Origin of the sequence: Pseudomonas macauensis, from assembly GCF_047902425.1 — a bacterium.
Taxonomy (GTDB): Bacteria; Pseudomonadota; Gammaproteobacteria; order Pseudomonadales; family Pseudomonadaceae; genus Pseudomonas.
In genome coordinates this window covers 5723417-5740301 of the sequence record NZ_CP138377.1, presented here as the reverse complement: position 1 = coordinate 5740301, position 16885 = coordinate 5723417, and the positions used below count along the sequence as shown (strand labels likewise).

21 protein-coding genes are annotated in these 16885 nt (G+C 66.6%); 9 read left to right on the top strand and 12 right to left on the bottom strand.

Annotation, left to right across the window (positions count from 1 at the left end; translation table 11 throughout):
* Positions 1 to 60: 60 nt before the first annotated feature.
* The 4 genes from SD196_RS26240 to lptM are packed head-to-tail and all read right to left on the bottom strand — an operon-like array spanning position 61 to position 3058.
* Positions 61 to 762 carry a DUF484 family protein gene (locus SD196_RS26240; RefSeq protein WP_275609233.1) on the bottom strand — a complete coding sequence of 234 codons (702 nt, stop codon included), beginning with the start codon at positions 760 to 762 and terminating at the stop codon, positions 61 to 63.
* 52 nt (positions 763 to 814) lie between these two features.
* Positions 815 to 1645, bottom strand: coding sequence for a diaminopimelate epimerase (gene dapF / locus SD196_RS26235; protein ID WP_343578103.1), 831 nt, complete (start codon positions 1643 to 1645; stop codon positions 815 to 817).
* 13 nt (positions 1646 to 1658) lie between these two features.
* The gene (lysA, locus tag SD196_RS26230) at positions 1659 to 2906 is read right to left on the bottom strand and encodes a diaminopimelate decarboxylase (RefSeq protein ID WP_331319584.1); all 1248 of its coding nucleotides are present in this window, start codon (positions 2904 to 2906) and stop codon (positions 1659 to 1661) included.
* Between the two features lie 11 nt (positions 2907 to 2917).
* Complete coding sequence (lptM, locus tag SD196_RS26225) at positions 2918 to 3058, bottom strand: LPS translocon maturation chaperone LptM (protein ID WP_015479508.1); 141 nt, start codon at positions 3056 to 3058, stop codon at positions 2918 to 2920.
* Positions 3059 to 3210: 152 nt separating this feature from the next.
* On the opposite strand from lptM, the gene SD196_RS26220 reads away from it, so the two are divergent.
* From SD196_RS26220 to rnk, 4 genes are all read left to right on the top strand, one after another.
* Positions 3211 to 4272 carry an AraC family transcriptional regulator gene (locus SD196_RS26220; protein WP_331319585.1) on the top strand — a complete coding sequence of 354 codons (1062 nt, stop codon included), beginning with the start codon at positions 3211 to 3213 and terminating at the stop codon, positions 4270 to 4272.
* On the top strand, positions 4269 to 4604 hold the full coding sequence (cyaY, locus tag SD196_RS26215; RefSeq protein ID WP_015479506.1) for an iron donor protein CyaY: 336 nt from the start codon (positions 4269 to 4271) through the stop codon (positions 4602 to 4604). The genes SD196_RS26220 and cyaY overlap by 4 nt, the downstream gene beginning before the upstream one ends.
* Positions 4582 to 4788, top strand: a complete 207-nt coding sequence (locus tag SD196_RS26210) for a DUF1289 domain-containing protein (RefSeq protein ID WP_343578102.1) — start codon at positions 4582 to 4584, stop codon at positions 4786 to 4788. The genes cyaY and SD196_RS26210 overlap by 23 nt, the downstream gene beginning before the upstream one ends.
* A 183-nt stretch (positions 4789 to 4971) precedes the next feature.
* Positions 4972 to 5376, top strand: a complete 405-nt coding sequence (gene rnk, locus SD196_RS26205) for a nucleoside diphosphate kinase regulator (RefSeq protein WP_343578101.1) — start codon at positions 4972 to 4974, stop codon at positions 5374 to 5376.
* Between the two features lie 50 nt (positions 5377 to 5426).
* Here the strand turns inward: rnk and SD196_RS26200 are convergent, their stop codons facing one another.
* The 3 genes from SD196_RS26200 to SD196_RS26190 all read right to left on the bottom strand — a co-directional run bounded on the left by SD196_RS26200 (position 5427) and on the right by SD196_RS26190 (position 8946).
* On the bottom strand, positions 5427 to 8273 hold the full coding sequence (locus SD196_RS26200) for a class I adenylate cyclase (protein WP_343578100.1): 2847 nt from the start codon (positions 8271 to 8273) through the stop codon (positions 5427 to 5429).
* Between the two features lie 92 nt (positions 8274 to 8365).
* The gene (locus SD196_RS26195; RefSeq protein ID WP_207886723.1) at positions 8366 to 8599 is read right to left on the bottom strand and encodes a TIGR02647 family protein; all 234 of its coding nucleotides are present in this window, start codon (positions 8597 to 8599) and stop codon (positions 8366 to 8368) included.
* A gap of 68 nt (positions 8600 to 8667) precedes the next feature.
* The gene (locus tag SD196_RS26190) at positions 8668 to 8946 is read right to left on the bottom strand and encodes a hypothetical protein (RefSeq protein ID WP_275609226.1); all 279 of its coding nucleotides are present in this window, start codon (positions 8944 to 8946) and stop codon (positions 8668 to 8670) included.
* 87 nt (positions 8947 to 9033) lie between these two features.
* On the opposite strand from SD196_RS26190, the gene SD196_RS26185 reads away from it, so the two are divergent.
* Positions 9034 to 10002 carry a magnesium transporter CorA family protein gene (locus SD196_RS26185; RefSeq protein ID WP_275609225.1) on the top strand — a complete coding sequence of 323 codons (969 nt, stop codon included), beginning with the start codon at positions 9034 to 9036 and terminating at the stop codon, positions 10000 to 10002.
* Between the two features lie 165 nt (positions 10003 to 10167).
* Entirely contained in the window at positions 10168 to 11049 is an 882-nt protein-coding gene (ppk2, locus tag SD196_RS26180) for a polyphosphate kinase 2 (RefSeq protein ID WP_275612034.1), read from the top strand.
* 4 nt (positions 11050 to 11053) lie between these two features.
* Here the strand turns inward: ppk2 and SD196_RS26175 are convergent, their stop codons facing one another.
* Both SD196_RS26175 and SD196_RS26170 read right to left on the bottom strand, forming a co-directional pair.
* Entirely contained in the window at positions 11054 to 11821 is a 768-nt protein-coding gene (locus SD196_RS26175) for a hypothetical protein (protein WP_275609224.1), read from the bottom strand.
* A 144-nt stretch (positions 11822 to 11965) separates the two neighbouring features.
* A complete protein-coding gene (locus SD196_RS26170; protein WP_343578098.1) occupies positions 11966 to 12655 on the bottom strand; it encodes a Crp/Fnr family transcriptional regulator in 690 nt (229 codons plus the stop codon).
* A 75-nt stretch (positions 12656 to 12730) separates the two neighbouring features.
* Between SD196_RS26170 and SD196_RS26165 the strand changes: the two genes are divergently transcribed.
* Entirely contained in the window at positions 12731 to 13255 is a 525-nt protein-coding gene (locus tag SD196_RS26165) for a DUF962 domain-containing protein (protein WP_343578097.1), read from the top strand.
* A gap of 6 nt (positions 13256 to 13261) precedes the next feature.
* Here SD196_RS26165 and SD196_RS26160 read toward each other — a convergent pair whose 3' ends face one another.
* On the bottom strand, positions 13262 to 14065 hold the full coding sequence (locus SD196_RS26160; RefSeq protein WP_275609221.1) for a helix-turn-helix domain-containing protein: 804 nt from the start codon (positions 14063 to 14065) through the stop codon (positions 13262 to 13264).
* A gap of 128 nt (positions 14066 to 14193) precedes the next feature.
* Between SD196_RS26160 and SD196_RS26155 the strand changes: the two genes are divergently transcribed.
* Positions 14194 to 14595, top strand: coding sequence for a hypothetical protein (locus SD196_RS26155; RefSeq protein ID WP_275609220.1), 402 nt, complete (start codon positions 14194 to 14196; stop codon positions 14593 to 14595).
* A 183-nt stretch (positions 14596 to 14778) separates the two neighbouring features.
* Here SD196_RS26155 and SD196_RS26150 read toward each other — a convergent pair whose 3' ends face one another.
* Both SD196_RS26150 and SD196_RS26145 read right to left on the bottom strand, forming a co-directional pair.
* Positions 14779 to 15369, bottom strand: coding sequence for a 2-hydroxychromene-2-carboxylate isomerase (locus tag SD196_RS26150; protein ID WP_343578096.1), 591 nt, complete (start codon positions 15367 to 15369; stop codon positions 14779 to 14781).
* Between the two features lie 35 nt (positions 15370 to 15404).
* Positions 15405 to 16136, bottom strand: coding sequence for an SDR family oxidoreductase (locus SD196_RS26145; RefSeq protein ID WP_343578095.1), 732 nt, complete (start codon positions 16134 to 16136; stop codon positions 15405 to 15407).
* A gap of 91 nt (positions 16137 to 16227) precedes the next feature.
* Between SD196_RS26145 and SD196_RS26140 the strand changes: the two genes are divergently transcribed.
* Positions 16228 to 16809, top strand: a complete 582-nt coding sequence (locus SD196_RS26140) for a TetR/AcrR family transcriptional regulator (protein WP_343578094.1) — start codon at positions 16228 to 16230, stop codon at positions 16807 to 16809.
* Positions 16810 to 16885 lie beyond the last annotated feature (76 nt).

Sequence of the window (16885 nt, the reverse complement as noted above, 5' to 3'; positions counted from 1 at the left end):
CGTCAGCTCCAAGTACAGGCTGTCCTCTTGCAGCTTACAGCGTGAGGCGTGCCGCTGCTGTTATCGAACCGACCGCAGCGGCGTGGAAAAGCGCGGCAGGGTGCGCGCGAGGACTTCGGCGACGTAGCCGAGGAACAGGGTGCCCAGCGAACTCTTGTAGTGCTGCGGGTCGGGGCTGCCGATCGCCAGCACGCCGTGCAGACCCTGGAAGGTCAGCGGCACCACGGCGGCGGAGCCGACCTGCTCGCGTTCGTCTTCGCAGAACAGGAAGGCCAGCTCGTGGGGGCGCAGCACGCCGCAGACGGTCTTGCCGCCCGACAGCAGGCCGCCGATGGCCTGGTGCGCCTCGGCGCTGCTCACCGAGCGGCCCACCGGCAGGTTGTTGTCGCTGAACAGGATCAGGCTGACGTAGGGCACCTGGAATTCGTGGCGCAGGCTGTCTTCCACGGTGCTGACGATGTCTTCCAGGCTGGTGGCGTCGAGCAGGTCGAGCACCAGGCGGCGGGTCTTGTCGAACAGCCGGTCGTTGTCGCGGGCCACGTCCATCAGCTGCGACAGGCGATGGCGCATCTCGATGTTGCGCTCGCGCAGCAGGCGCACCTGGCGTTCCACCAGCGACACGGCATCGCCCGGCTGGTGCGGAATGCGCATCTCCGGGATCAGCTCGTCATGGTCGACGAAGAATTCCGGGTGCCGACGAAGATAGTCGGCGACCTGGTCGGCTTCGAGGGTAACGGTGGGTTCCTGCGGAGTATCGGTCATAAGCGTCCCGGTTTATTGCCTGCGCCTGTTCATGCGGCGTTGGAAACAGGCCTTATAGACGTACCTGGCCTTCGAACACCCGCACCGCGGGCCCGGTCATCATAACGGGCTGACCCGGTCCTGCCCACTCGATGGACAACCGTCCGCCGGGAAGCTCGATCTGTACCGGCGATTGCAGCCAGCCCTGGCGGATTCCGGCGACCGCCGCCGCGCAGGCGCCGGTGCCGCAGGCGAGGGTCTCGCCGACGCCGCGCTCCCAGACGCGCAGGCGCGCCTGGTGCGGGTCGACCACCTGCAGGAAGCCGATGTTGGCCTTCTGCGGGAAGCTTTCATGGATTTCGAGTTTCGGCCCCAGCGTGCGCACCGGGGCGCTGTCCACGTCATCCACGCGCAGCACGCCGTGCGGGTTGCCCATGGAGATCGCCGCCAGCTGGTAACTCTGGCCGTCCACTTCGACGCCGTAGCTCAGCGCCTCGGCGTCGGCCTGGAACGGCACCTGCTCGGGCGCCAGGCGCGGCGCGCCCATGTTCACGGTGACCTGGCCATCGTTGGTGATGGTCAGTTCGATCATCCCGCCCTTGGTTTCCACGCGGATGGTCTTCTTCACCGTCAGGCGCTTGTCGACCACGAAGCGGGCAAAGCAGCGCGCGCCGTTGCCGCACTGTTCGACCTCGGTGCCGTCGCAGTTGAAGATGCGGTAGCGGAAATCCGCCTCCGGCGTGCTCGGCGGCTCAACGATCAGCAACTGATCGAAACCGACCCCGAAATTGCGGTCGCCCCACTGTTTCACGTGGCGTGGTTGCACATGGGCGTGCTGGCTGACCAGGTCCAGGACCATGAAGTCATTGCCCAGCCCATGCATCTTGGTAAAGCGCAGAAGCATCGTCGTCTCGGCCTCAGTCCGGCAGCAGGCTTTCGCCGGCGAACAGCTCTTGTAGTGTCTCGCGGCGACGCACTTCGTGCGCGGCCGAGCCATCCACCAGCACCTCGGCGGCGCGGCCCCGGGTGTTGTAGTTGGAACTCATCACGAAACCATAGGCGCCGGCCGAACGAACGGCCAGCAGGTCACCTTCTTCCAGGGCGAGGCTGCGGTCCTTGGCGAGGAAGTCGCCGGTTTCGCAGATCGGCCCGACCAGGTCGTAGGTGCGTGCTTCGCCGTCACGGGCGACGACCGGGGTCACGTCCATCCAGGCCTGGTACAGCGCCGGGCGGATCAGGTCGTTCATCGCCGCATCGACGATGGCGAAGTCTTTGTCTTGGGTGTGTTTCAGGTACTCGACGCGGGTCAGCAGCACGCCGGCGTTGGCGGCGATGTTGCGGCCCGGCTCGAACACCAGCGCCAGCGGGCGGTTGCCCAGGCGCTCGCGCAGGGCGCGGATGTACTCGGCAGGCGCAGGCGGCGTTTCATCGCGGTAGCGCACGCCGAGGCCGCCACCCAGGTCCAGGTGGCGGATGGCGATGCCGCGCGCGGCGAGGCGATCCACCAGCGCCAGCAGGCGGTCGAGGGCGTCGAGGAAGGGTTCCAGGCTGGTCAGCTGCGAGCCGATGTGGCAATCGACGCCGATCACGTCCAGGTTCGGCAGCTGCGCGGCGCGGGCGTAGACCGCCTCGGCGGCGTCGATGGCGATGCCGAACTTGTTTTCCTTCAGGCCCGTGGCGATGTACGGGTGGGTCTGCGCGTCGACGTCCGGGTTGACCCGCAGGGACACCGGCGCCTTCACGCCCAGTTCGGCGGCAACCGCCTGCAGGCGTTCCAGCTCCACCTCGGATTCGACATTGAAGCAGTGCACGCCGACCTGCAGGGCTCGGCGCATGTCCTCGCGGGTCTTGCCGACACCGGAGAACACCACTTTCGCCGGATCGCCACCGGCGGCCAGCACGCGCTCCAGTTCGCCACGGGAGACGATGTCGAAGCCCGCGCCCAGGCGCGCCAGCACGTTCAGCACGGCGAGGTTGGAGTTGGCCTTGACCGCGAAGCACACCAGATGCGGCACGCCCGCCAGGGCGTCAGCGTAGGCGCGGTATTGCTGCGTCAGGTGCGCGCGGGAATAGACGTAGGTCGGCGTGCCGAAGCGCTCGGCGATCGCCGACAACGGCACGTCCTCCGCGAACAGTTGCCCGTCGCGGACGGAGAAGGCGTCCATGGGAGCTACCCTCAGAGACCGTAGCGGTCCTTGCTGTGTTCGCTCTTGGCCTTCTCGTCGTCCGGCAGGTACAGCGGGCCTTTCTGGCCGCAGCCGGCCAGCGCGGCGGTCAGCACGGCCAGCGCGACGAAGGGAAGCAGCAGTCGCTTCATGGCGGAATCCTTGTAATAAAGCGTCAATTGGACCGGAGTATACCGACCCCCCGCCGGCTTGCCTATTCGAGCGGGCTCCCGCCCGGCGGGGCTTGCGGGTCGCGCCGGGCGGGCAACTGGCCCTATGATGCGGGCAAAAAACGGAAAGCTCGATGGACTATCGCGATCCCCTGCCCAGTTCGGTATCGGTGGCCTACCTGCAGGGCCTCGTGGAGCATCTGCAGCGCCAGGGCGTAGAGCCTGCGCAGCTGCTGGCGACGGTGCACCTGGAGCCTTCGATCCTCGCCCAGCGCGATCAGCGCATCGCTGCCAGCGCGTACCTGGAACTGGTCGGCGCTGGCGTGCGGCTCAGCGGCGACGACAACCTCGGCCTGCACCTGGGCGAGGCGGTGCGCCCGGGCTACTACGGGGTGCTGGGCTACCTGATCATGAGTTGCGCGACCCTCGCCGATGCGTTGCATCGCCAGGCTCGCTACGCCGCGCTGGTGGGCAACCTGGGTCGCGTGGAACTGGCCGACGAACCGCCGCGCGCGGGCTGCGAAGCCCTGGTAAAGCACAGCTGGGAGCCGCTGCTGCCGCAACAGCAGCGACAGATGAGCGAGGAGACCCTGGCCGGCTGGGTCAGCTTCGGCCATTGGGTCAGCGGTGTGGACGAGGCGCCCTTCGAGGTGCGCTTCCGCCACGGCGCGCCGGCCGACACCCGCGAGCATCAGCGCATCTTCCGCTGCCCGGTGCTGTTCGATCAGCCGGACAACGCCCTGGTCTTCCCCAAACGCCTGCTGGCGCTGCCGCTGGGCCAGGCCGACGCCGAGGTGCGGCGCACCCTGGACGCCTACGCCGAGCGCCTGCTGGCGGAGATCAACAAGGGCGACAGCGTGCTCGACCGCGCTCGCCTGGAGCTGGCGCGCCAGTTGCCGGAGCAGGGCGCGGACCTCGAGCGCCTGTCGCAGACACTGGCGCTGAGCCCCCGCACGCTGCAGCGGCGGCTGCGCGATACTGGCCTGTCATTCAGCCAGCTGGTGGACGAAACCCGCCAGCAATTGGTGCTGCACTACCTGCGCGACCCGGCGCTGGACAGCGCCGACCTCGCCTATCTGCTGGGTTTCAGCGAGGCCGGCTCGCTCGCTCGCGCATTCCGGCGCTGGACGGGGCAGAGTCTGGGCCAATACCGGCGTAAACTGGTGCCTTTGACCGATCCCGAGGACGATGCATGAGCACTTTGAGCGAAGCCCGCTTCCATGACCTGGTGGATGCCGTACAGGTGACGGTGGAGGACGCCTTCGACGACAGCGACCTGGACGTGGACCTGGAGAACTCCAGCGGCGTGCTGACCGTGCGCTTCGAGAACGGCACCCAGCTGATCCTCAGCCGCCAGCCGGCGCTGCGCCAGCTGTGGGTGGCGGCGCGCTCCGGTGGCTTCCACTTCGACTACGACGAATCCGGCTCGCTGTGGATCAGCGACAGCACCCGCGAGCCGCTGGGTGCGCTGCTCAACCGCGCCACGCTGGAGCAGGCGGGCGAGGATGTCGACTTCCCCGGAATCTGAGCCGCAGGCGAGGGTCGCCTCGCCCTGCTGCCGGCGCTGTTGCCTGGACGAGGCGGACATCTGCCTGGGCTGCGGCCGCACTCTGGGCGAGATCCTGGAGTGGGGCGCAGCGGACAACGAGCGGCGCCGGACGATCCTGGCGGACTGCGAAAAGCGCCGAAACAACCCCGCACCGAAGTGGTGACTGGTCGGTGTTGCTTATTTTCTGTGCTGTGTTAGTGTCCGGAAAAACCCCGCCTTAGGGCGGGGTTTTTCATTTTTCGAATTCCAGAACGCTTTCAGTAGTCACTAGCTTTCGATACCAGAGAACCAGGGCCCCGAGCGCGCGAGCGTCCGGGGCTCTCCTGTAAGGAGACTGCCAACCATCATGACCACGACACCCATCACCGTTACCCGACTCGACCTGCAACGTCTGGAGCGCCTGCTCGACAGCCTGGATGAGTACGGTCCCGCTGCCGAGGCGCTGGAGGCTGAACTGGCCCGTGCCACGGTCGTCGGCCACGACGAGGTACCGCCGGGCGTGGTCACGATGAACTCCACCGTGCGCTGCCGCGAGGAAGGCAGCGGCAAGGAATACCACCTGACCCTGGTTTACCCGGCCGACGCCGGCGGCGAAGGCAAGGTATCGATCCTCGCCCCGGTGGGCACCGCGCTGCTGGGCCTGACCACCGGCCAGAGCATCGATTGGCCGGCGCCCAGCGGCAAGACCCTGAATCTGACCCTGCTGGAAGTGGAATACCAGCCCGAGGCTGCCGGCGATTTCGACCGCTGAGCGTTCAGTCTCTGAAGACCCCGCCTCCGGGCGTTTCGCGCCGCGGCCACTCAGGCCTCGGCCAACGCCCGGTTCAGAGCCAGCTCCAGGCTCTGCTTGTAACGCAGGAAATGCACCGTCTGTAGCTCGCCGCCTTCCTGCATCGCCGTCAGGTCGAGGTCGGTGATGTAGCAGGGGTAGCGCTCCTGGCCGCTGCGCTGGCTGAGGATGTGCCGGGCCACCGCCTGGAACAGCCCGTCGCCGTACTCCAACTCGGAGAATTCGCGGTGGTTGCAGTACAGCGTGGTGCGGGCGCGTTGCCCGTCGCCTGGCTCGATGATCGCCTGCACGTTGTAGTACGGCATCGCTTCCAGTGCCTGCGGGGCGGTGCGCCGCTCGATCCGCTGCGCGCGCTGGTGGCCGTTGGGCAGGACCTCGTAGAAGAGTATCTCCGCGCCCACCGTGCGTTGGCCTTCGACCAGCGGCAGCAGCGCATTGCGCCGGTACTGCACCGATTGCAGGAAGCGTTGCAGCGGTAGCAGCAGGCTTTCCTCGTTGTCGTAGGCCTGACGACGGCGCCAGAGCGCATTGCGTTCGTCGAGGACGCTGATCTCGGCGGTCCCTTCGTCCAGGCGATAGAACACCTGCACGCAGTTGGCCCGGCCCAGCGGCAGGATCAGCGCCAGGTCCTCGCCTTCCAGCGCATGCCGGTCCAGTTGCAGGACGCCGTTGTCTTGCTGGGTGTCGCCCAGGTGTTCGATCAGCGCCGACATCCCTTCCACCACCCGGTGGCTGACGTCGCCCGGGGTCAGTTGCAGCAGGTGGAAGTGCTGCCGCACCTGCAGCAGGAAGCGTCCGCCGCGCCCGCTGGCGAGTTGTCCGTGGGCATCGCGGATCAGGTCTTCCACGCGCTGGGCGATGGCGACGGCGCGGTTGCGGCAGAAGCAGCGCACCAGCAGGCGCGGCGGCGGGGCGTCGGTCGGCAGGCCGTTGAGGATGTCGCGCAGGCAGTCGAGCAACGCGTGGGGACCGGCGAAGCGACTGACCACCAGCTCGTTCCAGCTGTTCAGGGTGATCTGGTCGAGGGTCAGCACCAGGTTGTCGCGCACGCCGGAGTAGCCGAGGGAGTCGGTGCGCTCGGTGGTCATGTGCACGTTCATCTGGCTGTGCTGGCGCAACGGGTCGAGGCCGACGTTCACCAGGATCAGCGTCTGCGCCGGCACGCTGCTGCGCAGCAGGGCGCTTTCCGGCACGTCGGCGAGCGGCAGCGGGAAGGCCTGCTGCAGGCAGCCCAGCAGGTTCTGCAGTTCGAATTCGCTGAGGTCGCTGGCGCCCGGTTGCAGGGACAGGCGCGTGGTGGCGTCGATCACGCCATTGCGATGACTCCAGGCCAGCAGCTCCATCAGGTCGCGGGCGCGGCGCAGCGGGGCGAAGTCGGCCATTTCCTGCAGTGACAGGCTGCCGCTGAACAGCGCCCAGTACGGCGGCTTGCTGGCTTCGGCGGGCAGCTGGGCGAGGGTGAGGATGTCTTCGGCGACGTCCGGGGCAATGCCCGGGTTGATGAACTCGACCTTGCCGGCCTTGCGCTCGAAGGCGGCGTACAGGCGCCGGCCGAGCACGCTCAGGTCGCGCGGGTCGATGCCGCTGGCGGCCTGCTGCAGGCGGGCGAACTGGGAGAGGAAGCGGTAGCTGTGGGTCAGCTCGTTGACCAGCGCGCGGCGCTCCAGCAGCACCTGGCGGACCTTCCACTGGCTGCGGCTGTCGAGCAGCCCGTAGGTGCGGCTGTCCCAGTTCCACTCGGCGGACAGGCGCTCCATCAGCTTGCGCTGCCAGCTCTTGTGGCCCTGGCGCGGCGGGCGGCTGAGTTTCTTGCCGACCTTCAGGTAAAGGCAGCGGCGGATCAGCTCCAGGCGCTCCCGCTCGCCGCGCGCCGAAAGGTATTCCTCCAGGCGCCGGTAGAGCATCACGTAGGGATCGAGCTCGTCCTCATCGAGCCGCCCGGCGTAGATCGCCTGCTTGTAGCGCAGGCTCAGACAGGCGCCGTTCGGGTGCTCGCTGGCGTAGACCTCGGTGAGCAGCAGCTTGAGCACCGACTTGTAGGGCGACTCGATGCCCTTGAACAGCTGCCACATGCCCGCGCCGATGAACTCGCCGGGCGGGATGCGCGCCAGGTGGCCGAGGTCGAGGACATCTTCGGCGCGGATGAAACGCTTGCTCAGCAGCGTCTGGCAGTACTGCGCGTAGCGGCCTTCGTCATAGACCGGCACCAGCCACCACAACGGCGTGCGCCCGCCGAGCCAGATGGCGGTGCGGTAGAACTCGTCGAGCAGCAGGTAGTGCTGGCTGGTGCCGCAGTCGTCGGAGGTCAGGCGGGTATCGCGCGCGCCCTGGGTGAAGCGCTGCGGCTCGATGAAGAAGCAGTGAACCTCGGCGCCCTGGGTCGCGGCCCACTGTTCCAGCAGGTCGCACTTGCGGCGCAGTTCGCTCAGTTCCTGCGGGGAAAGATCGGAGGCGTGGCAGACCCACAGGTCCAGGTCGCTCTGCTCGGCCTGGGCGACGGTGCCCAGGCTGCCCATCAGGAACAGGCCGTGGATCGGCAACGGCGGGTCGCCGCGGCGCGGCTTGTAGCTGAAGGAGCGGGTCAGGCGCTGGGCTTCGGCGAGCAACTCGTCGTCCGGGACGAAGTTGGACAGGCCCGCCGGCGTTGCCGCCGACACATAGCCGGGCAGCAGTGGATGGTTCACGTCCAGCAGCAGCGGCAGCAGCTTCAACACCAGTTGCTGGCGGGTGGACAGCGCTTCGCTGGCGCGCCGCAGGCGGCCGGCATTGACCTTCAGGAAGCGCTGGCGCAACTGCGCCAATACCTTGCGGTCGATGCCGTCGTCGATGTCCGGGCGAATCTCGGGGGTGAGCGTCATGGCGTACTACGGCCTGGCCAACGGCGCCGCATCAGGGTGTGCGGCGCCCGGAAATTTGCCAGGTTATCGCCCGCTCATGGCGAATCTTGAGATCAGCTGCGCAGGATGCCCAGCAGGACTTGGGCATGCTCGGCGGCGTCGAGACCCAGGCTGGTCAGGTAGCCGCCGTCGGGTTTGTCGATCAGCCCCTTGGCGTGCAGGCGTTCGGCGGCCGCGACGGTGTCCCGCGAGGCGTCGTGGTGGACTTTCAATCCCGCCTGGCTGTTCTCCAGATCGAAGAGTGCCAGCAGATCCAGTTCCGCAACCATATCTTTGGTGAAAGCCATACGCGCAACTCCCAATGGTCAGTGAGGCCTCAGTTTAGTCTCAAGTCCGACCGGTTCGGCAAGCGCTCTTATGCCTCGGTACCGTCGGGCAGGGTCGGCAGCGCGCGCAGGGCCTGCTCGTACCACGCGCCGTCGAAGGCGCGGTCGTCGGCCAGCATGGCCTCGATTTCGTGGGCGAGCACCAGGGCCATCAGGTGCAGCGCATCCTCGCGCTCGTAGCCGACCAGGGTGAGCTTGTTGAACACCGCGCGGGCGGCCGGCGGGCTCTCGCTCTCGATCTGGTTTTCGATGGCCTGGATCAGGGTGTCTTCGGCGAAGGACTCTTCGCCATCGTCGTGGTCGGTCATCACGTTGCTCTCCGATGGGCTTGTGAAGCGGCGGGAAGTTGGCCAACCTGCGGGCAACTTCGGCTTGTAGAAGGACTGTCGGGCGACATGATCACCTATTACACCCTCGTCGGCGACCGCCTGGTGCGCCACAACGGCAGCGAATGCCACGGCATGCCCAAGGACACCCTGTGGATCGACCTGTTCCAGCCCACGCTGGAAGAGGAGCAGCTGTTGGAGTCGATCATCGCGGTGGATGTGCCGACCCGCGAGGAAATGGCCGAGATCGAGGACTCTTCACGTTTCTACGAGAGCAACGGCGCGCTGTATATGACCACCACCGTGGTCGGCGGCATCCGCGAGCACAAGCCGAGTACCTCGGAAGTCACCTGCGTGCTGACCCCGCACTGGCTGGTGACGGTGCGCTACACCGACCTGCTGGCCTTCCGCACATTCGAGGCGCGCACCCAGCGCGGCGGCTGCCAGGGCAAGAGCGACCAGTTGTTCGTGACCCTGATGGACAGCGTGGTGGACCGCATCGCCGACGTGCTGGAGACGGTACAGCAACAACTCGATTCGCTGTCCAACGGCATTTTCCAGGAAGGCCAGGCCAGTGGCGGCAAGACGGACCTGCAGGGCATCGTCAAGCAGCTGGGGCGGGGCAACTCGCTGCTCTCCAAACTCAACGAAAGCCTGCTGAGCATCAGCCGGCCGCTGTCCTACTTCCGCCAGGGCAGCAACGGCTGGATCAGCGAGGAGACCAAGCTGGGCATGAAGTCGGTGGAGCGCGACGTGCGCTCGCTGAGCGAGTACCAGTCGAAGATGTCGGCGGAGATCACCTTCCTGCTCGATTCCACCCTCGGCCTGATCAACATCGAGCAGAACAGCATCATCAAGGTGTTCTCCATCGCCGCCGTGCTGTTCCTGCCGCCGACGCTGGTGGGCACCGTGTACGGCATGAACTTCCAGCACATGCCGGAGCTGGCCTGGATGGCCGGCTACCCGATGGCGCTGGTGGCGATGGTGGTCTCGGCGATCATTCCGTACTACTGGTTCAAGTACAAAGGCTGGTTGTAAGGCGTTGATGCGGGTCAACGAGGGCCCGCGATGCGGATTGCACAGTGGAGGGCCGACCCCGTCTCACAGGAGGAGACCATGCCGCAGCCCGACGCCAACAAGCCCCTTCCCGCCCATACCCCCACCGCCGGTGGCGAGGACATCCGCGCGCAAAGCCACGGACCGGTGGCGCTGACCGTGGCCATGGCTCCGCGCGGCAGCAACGAGGACTCCACGTCCGCCGAGCTGCCCGCCGGCTACCCCTACCGCACCCGCCTGCAGCGCAAGGCCTACGAGAAGCAGAAGGCGCAGCTGCAGGTCGAACTGCTGAAGGTGCAGAGCTGGGTGAAGGAAACCGGCCAGCGCATCGTCGTGCTCTTCGAGGGCCGCGACGCCGCCGGCAAGGGCGGCACCATCAAGCGTTTCATGGAGCACTTGAACCCGCGCGGCGCCCGCGTCGTGGCGCTGGAGAAACCCAGCGACGCCGAACGCGGGCAATGGTACTTCCAGCGCTACGTCCAGCATTTGCCCACCGCTGGCGAGATCGTCTTCTTCGACCGCTCCTGGTACAACCGCGCTGGCGTCGAGCGGGTCATGGGCTTCTGCTCGCCGCGCCAGTACCTGGAGTTCATGCAGCAGACCCCGGAGCTGGAGCGCATGCTGGTACGCAACGGCATCCACCTGTTCAAGTTCTGGTTCTCGGTGAGCCGCGAGGAGCAACTGCGCCGCTTCGTCTCGCGCCGCGACGATCCGCTCAAGCACTGGAAGCTGTCGCCCATCGACATCCAGTCGCTGGACCGCTGGGACGAGTACACCCAGGCCAAGGAGGCGATGTTCTTCCACACCGACACCGCCGATGCGCCCTGGGTGGTGATCAAGTCTGATGACAAGAAGCGCGCGCGGCTGAACTGCCTGCGCCACTTCCTGCATTCGCTGGACTATCCCGGCAAGGACCCGAGGATCGCCCACGCCCCGGACGAGCTTCTGGTCGGCCGGGCCGCCGAGCTGGACCGTGACGAACTGGAACGCCTGGTACCGGCCCCCGTGGCGGAGCCGGTCCCGGCCTGAGTCCTTATTGCTGGCTGAGCTGCATCAACTGGCCGGACACCGCCCGGGCGTTGCGTTCGACGATGATCGGCGCCCAGGGCCGGCCGGAGGCGCTGACCACGGTGTTGCTCCTGCTGTTCATGTCCTGCAGCGCCTTGCTCAGGTACTCCCAGCGGGTGCGCAGCTTCTTGGTCGCGTCGCTGTCCGGCAGTTGCTCGATGCGCTGCGACAGCAGCGGCACCAGCACGCGCTCGTCCTGGCCCAGGTACTCCTGGGATTGTTCGCGCGCCAGTTCCAGCCCGCTCAGGTAGGCGCGGCCCAGGTACTGGGTGGCGAGGAATTCGACCCGTACCGGCAACTGCCATAGCGGAATCTGGCTGGCGTCGGCGCTGGCGGGGACGAAGCGTTCGATCTGGCTCAACAAGTCGCGCACGGCGCGGCTGAGTTCCTGGTTGTAGCGCCAGGGCAGGTCTTCTTCCTTGGGGCCGTAGGAAACGCCATTGCGTATTTGTGTAACGAAGGCGGCGTGGGCTTTTTTCAGCGCCTCATCGGATTTGGGGTAGGTCTTGACCGCCTGGTCCAGCGTGGCGAGGTCTTTCTCCAGTTGGGCGGCGTGTTCTTCCTGGAAGCCTTCGCCGCGCAGCAACAGCAGGCTGTTGATCGAGCGGCAGGTGTAGACCTGCAAGGTCTGCAGCTGCAGTTCGTCGCTGGGCAGGTTGGCCTGGGCGGTGAGAGCGAGGAGTCCGAAACAGCACAGCAGAATACCGCGAAGCACATCGAGCTTTCGGAGCATGGCGGGCGTTTCCTTGTTGTTATTGTGTGCCGCGCCAGGCGTCGGGGTGTGGGCATCTTGGCGCCAGAGTCGCAGCTACTCCAAGGCTAGCGCTGAACGGTGCCTCTGCAACCATCCAAAAGGAGGATTCGTCAGGATGCAGGCTTAGGCATGTGCGGCGTGGCGCAGGCGCTCGCGGTCGAGAATCTCGATGCCGCCATAGCTCAGGCGCAGGATGCCCTGAGCTTCCAGCTCCTTGAGGATCTGGTTGGTGGTCTGCCGCGACAGCGACAGCATGGCCGCCAATTGGTCCTGGGGCAGGTGCAGCTCGCGCTTGGCGGTGGCCGACTCGCCGTAGCCCTCGGCGATCATCAGCAGGCGCCGGGCCAGGCGCGGCGCGGCCGGCAGCAGTGACAGCTCCTCCAGCACGGCAAAGGTGATGCGCAGCTTGTGGCTCATCAGCAGGGCGAAGTCGCGCCAGTACTCCGGGTGTTGCGCCAGCAAGGCCTGCAGCGGCGCCAGGGGCACCTGCAGGAGGACGGTGGCGCCCTCGGCGTAGGCGTCGTGGGTGCGCGGCTGGCCGTCGAACAGGCAGATCTCGCCGAACCAGTTGGGCGGCTCGACCAGGGCCAGCAGCGCTTCCTTGCCGCTCTCGCCGACCACACTGACACGGATCGCGCCTTCCACCACGCAATACAGACCGCAGGGCGCATCGCCACGGGCGAACAGCCGCTGCCCGGCCGGTAGGCGGCGCACCAGGGCGGCGGCGCACAGCGCGTGGCGCAGGCTTTCGGGCAGGGCCTGGAACCAGCGGCCTTCGTTGAGGCGGGGGAGGAAGGGTTTGGCGTCGGTCATGGGCTTTGTCGGCTAACTGACAGAGGTGGAAAGCGCGCAAACGCCATCATGCCAGCACCTTGCGGGAGAACAACAATGAAAACGCTCGTCGATCACCTTGCCCAATATGCCGCCTACCACCGTGACCGGCGGAATATCGTCAGCCACTTCATCGGTATTCCGATGATCGTCCTGTCCATCGCCACCCTGCTGTCGCGCCCCGGCCTCGAGCTGGCCGGCCTGACGCTTGCGCCCGCCACACTGCTGGCGCTGGTCTCGGTGGTGTTCTACCTGCGCCTGGATCTGCGCTTCGGCGTGCTGATGGCGGCGTTGCTGGGGCTTTCGCTCTGGGGCGGGGCCGCCTTCGCCGCGGGCTCCACCGCATCCTGGCTGGCCTGGGGCATCGGCCTGTTCGTGGTCGGCTGGATCATCCAGTTCGTCGGCCACTGGTACGAAGGCCGCAAACCGGCGTTCGTCGATGACCTCACCGGGCTGATCGTCGGCCCGCTGTTCGTCGCCGCCGAGGCGGCTTTCCTGCTGGGGCTGCGCGATGACGTGCGGCATGCCGTGGAAGAGCGCGCCGGCCCCACCTGCATCCGCGAAAAGAAGGCGACCGCCTGATTCAGCTCATTCTGTGCCGCTGAGCTGGCGCAGGATGCGCGCGCTGTCGGGGTCGGCGGGGAAGAAGGTTTCCAGCGCCAGCTCCGACAGTGTCACGTCCACCGGTGTGCCGAACACCGTGATGGTGCCGATCAGGCTGCACACGCCCAGTTCGGTCTGCAACTGTACCGGAATCAGCACCATGTCGCCGCTGGCCGTCTCGTCGTAGGGCGGCGCCGGGTAGGCCGCCACTTCGTCGCGCAACGCCGCCAATGCCGGGTCGCCGCTGGCCTCGAAGTCGTGCTGCAGGCGCTCCACCACGTGCGCCTTCCACGCTCCGAGATTGAGGATGCGCGGCGCCAGGCCCTTGGGGTGGAGGCTCATGCGCAGCACGTTGATCGGCGGTTGCAGCAGCTCCGGATCGACGCCGATCAGGAAGATATCCACCGTGCGGTTGGACGCCAGCAGGTTCCAGTGGCGGTCGACCACCATCGCCGGGTTCGGCTCGTGGGCCTTGAGCAACTGGTCGATGGCCTGTTTCGCCACTGTCAGCGCCGGGTCGTCCAGGCCTTTTTCCGAATACACCGGGGCGTAGCCGGCGGCGCTGAGCAGGCGGTTGCGTTCGCGCAGGGGAATGTCCAGCTGTTCGGCCAGATGCAGGAGCATCTCGCGGCTGGGCAGGGCGCGTCCGGTTTCGACGAAGCTCAGGTGGCGCGTGGAAATCTCCGCGTCGCAGGCGAGGTCGAGCTGGCTGAGTCGGCGGCGCTGGCGCCATTGGCGGAGCAGGGCGCCGACGGGGTGGGTTGGGCTGTTCTGGGCTGGACTGTTCATGGCATCGAACGATAGACCTTGCACTTCATTACGGCCATTACCTGGCAGGTAATCGACGCGCGGCAGGCTCGGGCGGATTCTGCAGCCACACGCCGCCAACCGGTGGCGACACTTGAAGGAGCTTCGCCATGACTCTGCTGCAACCGTCCCCGCTGCTTCGCCTTACCTTGAAGATCGACGCCCTCGCCGGTGGCGCCATGGGCCTGCTGATGGCCCTGGCCGCGCAGCCGCTTGGCGAGCTGTTTGACCTGCCTTTCGTCCTGCTGATGGTGGCGGGCATCGTGCTGTTGCCGCTGGCGCTGGTGCTCTACTGGATGAGCAACCAGCCGGCGCTGTCCCGCACCGGCGTCTGGGCGGTGATCGCGCTGAACGGCCTGTGGGTGGTGGAGAGCGTAGCCTTGCTGGTGACCGGCTATGTGCAGCCGACCACTTTGGGTTACGCCTTCGTGATTGGGCAGGCGCTGGTGGTCCTGCTGTTCGCCGAGCTGGAGTTCTTCGGCCTGCGCCGGTCGGCTGTGCTGGCGCTGTGAATGCAACAAAAGTAGGGCGCATAACGCGCCAGCGTTATCCGCCGGACCGGAGCCGGCGGATAACCTGTTCCAGGTTAAGCGCCCTACGGTGTTGTTTCGCTTCCGTTCTGGCCTTGGGTTCGCGAGCAAGCTCGCTCCTACAGGGTGCGCTCTTCGTAGGAGCGAGCTTGCTCGCGAACCGCTTTACGCCAGGGCTTCGCGAACGAAGTCGAGGCGATCCTGGCCGAAGAACATCTCGTCACTGACGAACATCGTCGGTGCGCCGAACATCCCGCGCTTGATCGCCGCCTCGGTGTTGGCCTTGAGCGCATCCTTCACTTCTTGCTCGGCGGTCAGTGCCAGCAGCGCCTGCGGATCGAAGCCCGCCTCGGCAAGCAGTGGCCCGAGCACGGCCGGGTCGCCCAGGTTCAGCGCGTCCACCCACATGCCCTTGAACACGCAGGCCAGCAGCGCCTCGAAGCGTTCCGGCTGGCGCATCTGGATGCCGGTGGCGGCGCGCATCAGGGTGAGGGTGTTGATCGGAAAATGCGGGTTCATCTCCAGCGGCACGCCGTAGCGGCGGGCGAAGCGCAGCATGTCGATCAGGGTGTAGCGGCCCTTGGCCGGGATGGCGATGGGCGAGGCGTTGCCGGTGGCCTGGAATACGCCGCCCAGCAATACCGGACGATAGACCAGCTCGGCGCCGGTTTCGGCGCAGATCTTCGGCAGTTGGGTGTAGGCCAGATAGGAAGTCGGGCTGCCGAAGTCGAAGTAGAACTCGACGCTCTTGCTCATGAGTGGCTCTCTTTGTTGTTGTCGTTATGGGTGGATCACCAGCGCTCGATCCACGGGCGCAGATCCAGTTCGAAAGTCCAAGCATCCCTGGGTTGGGAGTGCAGATACCAATAGCTGTCGGCGATGTGCTCGGGGTCGAGGATGCCGTCCTGGTCCTTGAGCTTGTAGCGCTCGGGGAAGGTCTCGCGGATGAACTCGGTGTCGATGGCGCCGTCCACCACCACGTGGGCGACGTGCAGACCCATCGGCCCCAGCTCGCGGGCCATGCTCTGGGCCAGGGCGCGGATGCCGTGCTTGGCCCCGGCGAAGGCGGCGAAGCCCGAGGCGCCGCGCAGGCCGGCGGTGGCGCCGGTGAAGAGGATCGTGCCGCGCTGGCGCTTGACCATGCGCTTGGCCACTTCGCGGCCGGTGAGGAAGCCGGAGAAGCAGGCCATCTCCCAGATCTTGAAGTATTTGCGCGCGGTCTCTTCGAGGATGCTGCAGGGCACATTGGCGCCGATGTTGAAGACGAAGGCTTCGATGGGGCCGATGTCGCGCTCGATGGTTTCCACCAGCTCGATCACTGCCTCCTCCTTGCGCGCGTCGGAGGCGAAACCGTGGGCCTCGCCGCCTTCGGCGCGGATGGTGTCCACCAGCGGCTGCAGCTTGTCCGCCGAACGGCGGGTGACGCAGGCGACATAGCCTTCTCGGGCGAAGCGGCGGGCGATGGCGCCACCGGTGGCGTCGCCGGCGCCGATCACCAGTACGACTTTCTTGTTCTGCGACATCCTCGTTTTCCTCTTTGGTAAACGGTCGTTAGGTAAACGAACGTTATGCTATTCTCCGGCGGACCGTCAACACGCTTTCCGGAGTCGCCCGATGCGCTACTCAGCCACCCACAAGGAAGAAACCCGCCAGCGCCTGATCGACAGCAGCGGCGCGATTGCCAAGCAGGGCGGCTTCGCCACCACCGGCGTGGACGGGCTGATGAAGGCGGTGGGCTTGTCCGGCGGGGCGTTCTACAACCACTTCGGCTCCAAGGACGAGCTGTTCGCGGCCATCGTCGAGCGCGAGTTGCAGCAGAGCGTCGAGCGGCTTGCGGCGAAAGGCAAGGTGCTGGATCGCGCCCGTCTTGAGCGTGGGCTCAAGCGTTATCTGAATGTCGCCCATGTGCAGGACGCGGCTGCCGGTTGTGCGATTCCGGCGTTGGGGGCGGAGATCGCCCGTGCCGACGTATCCGTGCGACAGAGCGCAGAGGATGCGTTGGTGGAATTGCAGCAGGCCTGGGCCGAGGTGTTGGGTTCGCAGGAAGATGCCTGGGCGCTGCTGGCGCAGTGCGTCGGCGCACTCATGCTGGCGCGGATGGCGGCGAGCGAGAAGGTGCAGAAGGCGATCGTCGAGTCGAGTCGGGATTTCCTGTCGCGTCACCTGGACGAGAAGTCGCAGGGCTCAACCGCGTAGGAGCGAGCTTGCTCGCGAACAAAACCCGCTGCAGGGCCTGGTTCGCGAGCAAGCTCGCTCCTACGAAAAGCGCCAT